General features: G+C 67.3%; 5 protein-coding genes. 1 reads left to right on the top strand and 4 read right to left on the bottom strand.

The window, feature by feature from the left end:
• The coding region (locus ABEB16_RS05475) for an ATP-binding protein (protein WP_345711258.1) at positions 1-274 on the bottom strand (274 nt) is incomplete at its 3' end.
• Between the two features lie 226 nt (positions 275-500).
• On the bottom strand, positions 501-851 hold the full coding sequence (locus ABEB16_RS05470; protein WP_345711257.1) for a hypothetical protein: 351 nt from the start codon (positions 849-851) through the stop codon (positions 501-503).
• An 865-nt stretch (positions 852-1,716) separates the two neighbouring features.
• Between ABEB16_RS05470 and ABEB16_RS05465 the strand changes: the two genes are divergently transcribed.
• Positions 1,717-4,479 (top strand): SpoIIE family protein phosphatase, encoded by a 2,763-nt coding sequence (locus tag ABEB16_RS05465; protein WP_345711256.1) that lies wholly within the window; start codon positions 1,717-1,719, stop codon positions 4,477-4,479.
• Positions 4,480-4,741: 262 nt separating this feature from the next.
• Here ABEB16_RS05465 and ABEB16_RS05460 read toward each other — a convergent pair whose 3' ends face one another.
• Positions 4,742-5,311, bottom strand: a complete 570-nt coding sequence (locus tag ABEB16_RS05460; protein ID WP_345711255.1) for a MarR family winged helix-turn-helix transcriptional regulator — start codon at positions 5,309-5,311, stop codon at positions 4,742-4,744.
• A gap of 175 nt (positions 5,312-5,486) precedes the next feature.
• The gene (locus ABEB16_RS05455) at positions 5,487-6,452 is read right to left on the bottom strand and encodes a hypothetical protein (RefSeq protein WP_345711254.1); all 966 of its coding nucleotides are present in this window, start codon (positions 6,450-6,452) and stop codon (positions 5,487-5,489) included.
• Between the last annotated feature and the right edge of the window lie 140 nt (positions 6,453-6,592).

Raw genomic sequence — 6,592 nt, 5'->3', positions numbered from 1 at the left:
CCCACTGCGGCTGCACGGGTGAGCTGTCACCGACGGACAGGCGGAGCAACGTGCCGGCCTCCGTCGCCGAGACGGACACACAGATGCGGATCGGACCGCCGACGTGCAGGACGGCGTTCGTCACCAGCTCACTGAGGCAGACCTCGGCGTTGCTCACTACGGCGCTGGGCAGGTGACTCACCTGCCGGCGCAAGTGGCGGCGCGCCTGGGCAGCACTCGTTGCGGTGGACGCCAGGAGGTAGGAGGGGGCGGGCGTCTGATCCTCGACCATCATGCCGCTAGCGCCAGACCGTGCCTCACCAGCCGATTTTATACCCAGACCGTCTACTCTGCGGCGCGCTGAGGCTGCAGGGAGTGGACCCCAGTCTGACCACCGCAGTGAGCTAAGCGACTTTCCCGGGCAGGTGTGGCTGCAGTGACAGTTGTTGCTCCACGGGCCGCACACGAACGCGGCCACTTCGCGTAGGGAGGGCTACCTGCGCGCTCGGACGTAGGGAGGGCTACCTGCGCGCTCGGACGTAGGCGAGGGCCCGCTCGAGGACGGGGCCCGTGAAGGGATTGACGCCACTGGCCGGTACCGGCACGCGCTGCGCAAGCTGCTCGAGGTATGCGCTGCTGATCGGGTCTCCGCTGCGCAGCATCCCCCACCGTCGATCCGAGGCGATGGCGCCGGCGAGGACGCTGAACAGGCGCGGGCTCTGGCCGGTGCTAAAGCACTCACCGGTCGCCACGCGCAGCAGCCGGCGGTCATCGCTCGTCAAGTGATCAAACATGCTGCCTTCGCCTGCGGGGCGCGTGTTAACGGACGGCGCAGCCTTCGCAGGGCGGTCGAGCAGGGCCAGTGTGCTCATCGGAATGCTCTCCACTGATCAGAGGCCAACGTGGTGCGGATTGCGTAAGAGGGCATCGGCGATGTGGTGCCCGCCCTTGAGGGCGCGCTGCTGTGCGAGTGCTGTACGCCAGGGTGCGGGTGAGACATGTGCCGCCCGTCCGGAATTGGGTTGCTCCAGCGCATGCAGGAAGCCTATTGGTTCCATGTGATTGCCTTTTAGGCTGAGGATATTGTCGCTGCCTTCTTCTGCCGTTCAGGAGAGGTTGTCAGCTGCATGGCAGACCAGCGGCGCCAGGCGCAGGCGGGCAGGTGAAGCGGCGTTGAGCGGCTGCCTCGATGACAGCCCATCCATCGCCCACGCCCAGCTGCATGCTTTGCTCAACGAACCATCTGTGCGCCCACCGGCAGTCGCGACTGCTGCTAGTGCGCCAGCCATCGACTTCCTCCGTGTCATGCGGCCACGATCCATGGCAGCTCAATGCTTGCTTCAGTGAAGTATCCGCGCTATCCAGGGGTAGTCTGGAGGAGGAGCTGCACCCGCCACAGAGGAGCGGTAGGTGTAGCTCTTCCCAGCGACGGCATCAGGGGAGGGCGGGGCGTGGCTGCCCGCAGGCTGGGCGACCTCTACGTGAACACCAGGCCGCGGCCGGCCCGGTGTGCGGTGCAGGCGACGGCCTTGATCCAGGCGACGTAGCTTGTAGGCGTGATCGGCACAAGACTGCCGCCGAACCGTAGCTCTTGGCGTAGTCTACGCAGTAGATAGAAAGGCCGGTTCGGGGCGGCTTTGAAGGTTGCAGTCGCTTTTGCAGCAGGGCGACGGTCAGTGCGGAGAGCGCTCTTGCAAGCTGCTAGTGGGAGCGGCATGGAAGTCGGGAGTCTGTGCAGTGAGTCACCTGTTGCCGTCTGAGGACGACAACGCCGCCGAGCGGTCGCCGGCTACCGGTGCAGCGGCGAGCGCGGCGCCGCTCGTGCCGCACCCCAGTGGCGCGAGGGCTTCGGAGTTGATCAGCGGCAGCTCGCGGCAGCAGGCAGCCCGCCGGCTGCTGACCACTGGCGCCAATCCGGCCCTCGATCACCTGGCTGAGCTAGCCGCCCGTCTGCTAGGCACCCCGGCAGCTCAAGTGTCCTTGCTGTCGGACGTGCAGACCATCAGTGCCGTCGCTGGGCTAGATCCGGCCGTCGTCGGCTCCAGCAGTCCGCTGGCCGACTCCTTGTGCACCGTCACCGCGGTCGCTGGTGCCCCGCTTGTCGTCGCTGACGCTGCGCAGGATGTGCGGGTGGCGACGCTGCCCCCGGTCGTCACCGGTGCGGTCGGTGCCTACCTCGGGGTACCGCTGCGAGGACAGGACGGCCATGTCGTCGGTGCGCTCTGCGTCTTCTCCCCAGCACCCCGTCCGTGGAGCGCGGCCGACGTGGCACTGCTGAGCGACCTGGCCGCCGCGGCCGTGACGGAGCTGGAGCTGTCAGCGCTGACCGTGGAGTACGAGGCGGAACGGTTGCGGTGGCAGCTGGCCATCGCAGCCGGCGGCGTCGGCAGCTTCGACTGGAACCTGATCACCGGCGTCTTGGCCTGGGACGAGCGCCTCATCGAGCTGTTCGGCTACGACGCCGACACCTTCGACCGCAGTATCGAAGCCTTCAACGCCCGGCTGCACCCCGATGACCTGCCGCGGGTGACCGAAGCGCTCGAGCATGCGATCAGCACGTGCGGTGAGTACGAAGCGGAGTACCGCATCGTGCTGCCAGGTGGGCAGACGCGGTGGATCCAGGCGCGCGGCAAGGCGCTGGCTGACGAGCACGGGGTCGCGACGCGGGTGCTCGGTGCGGCTTACGACACCACCATGTCGCGGGACGCCGATGCGCGGGTGGCGCGGGTGCTGGAGACGATGTCGACGGCCTTCTTCTCCCTGGACCGCGCCTGGCGCTTTACCTACGTCAACGCCCACGCCGAGCAGGTGCTCGGACGCTCGCGGCAGGAGCTGCTCGGCGGCCAGTTGTGGGAGCTGTTCCCGGCTGCCGTGGGCTCGGACTTCGAGGTGCACTACCGCGCCGTCGCTGAGACCGGGGAGCCGGCGGCTTTCGAGGCCTACTACCCCCCGCCTCTGGATGCCTGGTACGAGGTGCGCGCCTGGCCGGACCCGGCGGGCATGTCGGTGTACTTCCTGGAGATCACCGAGCGCAAGCGCGTCCAGGAGCGCGCCGAGGCGGCGCAGCAGGCGGCTGAGGAGACCCAGCGTCGCCTTGCGGTGGCACTGCACGCAGCAGACGCCGCACACCGACGTGCTGAGTCCAGCCGCCAGGCCGTCGAGCGCCTAGCGGAGCGGCTGCGGCTACTCGTGCGTGTCAGCGAGGACCTGTCTGCCACCTTGGACGCCGAAGAGGCGGTGGCGCGCCTGGCGCAGCACCTGGTGCCCACGCTCGGTGACTGGTGCATCATCACGCTGGTCGACGAGCACGGCGCGCTGCGCGACGTCGGCTCATGGCACGCCGAGCAGGCGCAGCGAGCGGCAGTGGAGCAGTACTGCCAAGCCCGCCTGATAGCGCTGCGTCCTTCCTCTTACCTGCACCGTGCCTGGCGCACCGGCCGCTCCGTCAGCCTGGAACAAGATGCGACAGAAGCAATCGCTGAGGTCTTGGAGGCTGGTGATGCCCATGAGGCACTCCTGCAGCTGGCACCTGAGTCCGCCCTCTTCCTGCCGCTGCGCGCTCGGGGGCGCACGGTCGGCCTGGTGTCCCTCTTCCGCGGACCTTCCCGCGGCGCGCTGCCAGCAGATGACCGCCTGACCGCCAGCGAGGTCGCCGACCGCGCCGGTCTAGCCCTGGATAACGCCCGTCTCTATACCCAGCAGCAGCGCATGGCCGAAGGACTGCAGCGCAGCCTGCTCACGGCACCCGTGGAACCGGACCACCTGGAGGTGGCGGTCCGCTACCAGCCGGCTGCTGAGGCCGCGCAGGTGGGCGGGGACTGGTACGACGCCTTCCTGCAGCCCGACGGCGCGACCGTTCTCGTCATCGGCGACGTCATGGGTCACGACATCACCGCTGCCGCGGCGATGAGCCAAGTCCGCTCACTGCTGCGCGGCATCGCCTATGCCACCGGCGCCGCCCCGGCAGCTGTCCTGTCCGGTTTGGATGCTGCCATGCAGGGGCTGCAGGTCGATACGACTGCCACCGCGGTGGTGGCCCGCATCGAGCAGAGCCAGGACGAGCGCGCCCGGGACATCACCCGCCTGCGCTGGTCCAACGCCGGCCACCCACCGCCCATGCTGCTCACCCCCGACGGCACGGTCACCGCCCTGGCCGGGCATGGCCCTGATCTCCTGCTCGGCGTCAGCGCCGACTACCTGCGTGCCGATTCCGCCATCACCGTTGACCGCGGCTCGACGGTCCTGCTGTACACCGACGGCCTCGTCGAGCGCCGCGGTCAGCCGCTGGATCAGGGGATCAACCGCCTGCGGCAGGTGGTCACCGAGCTGGCGGGGGAGAGTCTCGAGGTGATGCTGGACGGCATCCTCACCCAGATGCTGCCCGCACATCCCGAAGATGACGTGGCACTGGTCGCAGTGCGCCTGCACCCACATGAGCGGCCACGTCCACCCGAAGCAGGTCCACGCCGCGTGCCGGCACGGCGACCGCACGTGCTATGACCGCACCCAGTGCAAGGAGCACCTCTAGATCGTGCCTAGCGTCGACGGGTCGAGTCCACTCACTCGGTTCTCTCGTGTCGAGCGAGGCACGTCCCCGAGGAGTCAGATCATCCAACAGCCGGCGTTCATGATCGCCTGTTTCCGGCGCCTGCAGCAGCCGTCCCCTCCCAATTCGCCATCTCAGGTCACCTCGGTGTGGTCTGGGCCCTGCAGGTGACGTCCAGTACTGCTGCATCCATGGGCCAGCCAATCTGCCGATCGATCAGATGCCGTCAATTGACGGTGAGGGCTCGACCATCCTTGGATGCGTTCGCTCCAGACTCACCGCGCTGCTGCGATCGGGAGGAGTCGCTGTTGGCATCTGCTGTTGCACCCACGGTTGGACGACATCCTCCAACAGGGCGGCCAGCGCCGTCGCCGCGCCTGGCGTCAAGCCTGCGAAGACGCGCATTACTTGGTCCCGGACCTGCCCACCCACCTCGGCCACGAGCGTCGCTGCCGCCGCTGTCGGATACAGCCAGATGCGGCGGCGATCGATGTCGTCACGCTCTCGACGCAGCAGACCGCTCGCTTGTAGCCGATCAGCCAGTTGCGAGATCGATGACTGCTGCAGGTAGAGCAGACGCGCCAACGCCTTGGCCGGGAGCGGACCATGCGCGATCAAGATGTAGAGTGCATTGAGATCACTGGCCGGCATGGACAGCTCCCGAGCGGCCTCATCGACGGCGGCATTGACCGCAAAACCTGCTTGCGCCACGAGGTAGGGCAGCTCCCAACCGGTGCGCGGACCCAGTGGCATCACGGGAAGCGTTGTCGGCAGGGTGCTGGGCACTGGCACACGAGGTGGAGGCAGATCCTCAGCACTAGCGCTGGCCATAAACGTCCGATCCCGCCCGATTGTAGTCAGTGAGACATCGTCAAAGCAGCTGGTGCGCTCGGCGAGCCCCAGTCTAGGCACGACCTGTTGGCGTGATGCCGCGGTCGCTGGCACGAGTGAGTGCCCGCTGTCATGAGGGCGTGCTCGAAAGCTGATTCATGATCGACTGCCGACTCACCGGCTGAGGACACTCTGTACTGCCTGCTGAGTAAGTCGCCACGACATCGGTGATGACGCCACCGACGCCATCGACGTCTCGAGGTGGATTGAGGCTCTGGCAGCCCGCGAAGACGTACGTCGTGCCGCGCCATTCGTAGACATCGGTCAGTGTTGGACCCTCACCAGCGCGTGGCCAGGGTGTCCGTTCGACGTAGAGGCGGCGGATGCCGTAGGCGTCCTCGAGATCGTAGTACTGAGCGGGTAGGTCGCCGGCGATGGTGCCGAAGTCCGTGACGCCACTGGACGTCACCTGCAGGGCCCAAACGGCACCGAGGTGGTTGGTGATGGCGAAGTCAGCGAGGATGTTGCCCGTCGCGTCCGTCGCGGTGTGCAGCAGCCCGTAACCGGGGGAGAAGCTGCGCGTCCAGCGCAGCTTGCCGGCGCTGTCGACGATGGCGATAGTCGATCCGGCGTTCGCCGTGTGCTGCTTGTCGGTGAGCTCGGTCATGCGATTGATGCCGTAGACCTTGACCTCACCGACGCCGGTCGTCGCCAGCATGGGTGCACCAACGATCTCACATGAGGCGCCCTCGTCACTGCACTGCGGAATGCTGGCCAGCAGCGCTTCGTCGGCCGTCTGCGAGTGTGTGATCTTCCAGATGGCCGCTCCGCCGAGCGGTACGACGAGCGCGGCCACGATGGCTGCCCATGTCCAGCGCGATCGACCGTGCAGCAGGCGGACGCCCTCTTGGGGAAGTGCCACGAGCGCAGCCGCGGCCAAGCCGACAGCGGTGAACGTCGCATAGAGAGCGCCGCTATCGAAGCCAAGGGCGTACAGCCCTGCCGTTTGCACCGCGGTGAAACCGACGATCAAGGCGGCGAAGGCCTGCACGCGCTTGTCGGGTGGCGGCGTTGGCGACGACTCATCCTCGGACATCGCCGCACTGTAACGGGAGTCCCCACGAGGGACAGAGCAAGGTCGAGAAGGGCACTAGGGAAGCAGCATGGATCCATACGGCGTCATTGCCTCTCTGCACGCTCCGCACAGAGACAAGTACGAGGCGCTACTGGAGGCAG

It is taken from the genome of Kineococcus glutinatus (assembly GCF_039542765.1).
Lineage (GTDB): Bacteria > Actinomycetota > Actinomycetes > Actinomycetales > Kineococcaceae > Kineococcus_A > Kineococcus_A glutinatus.
The sequence above is the reverse complement of the archived record's forward strand: the minus strand, read 5'-3'. Positions and strand labels throughout refer to the sequence as shown.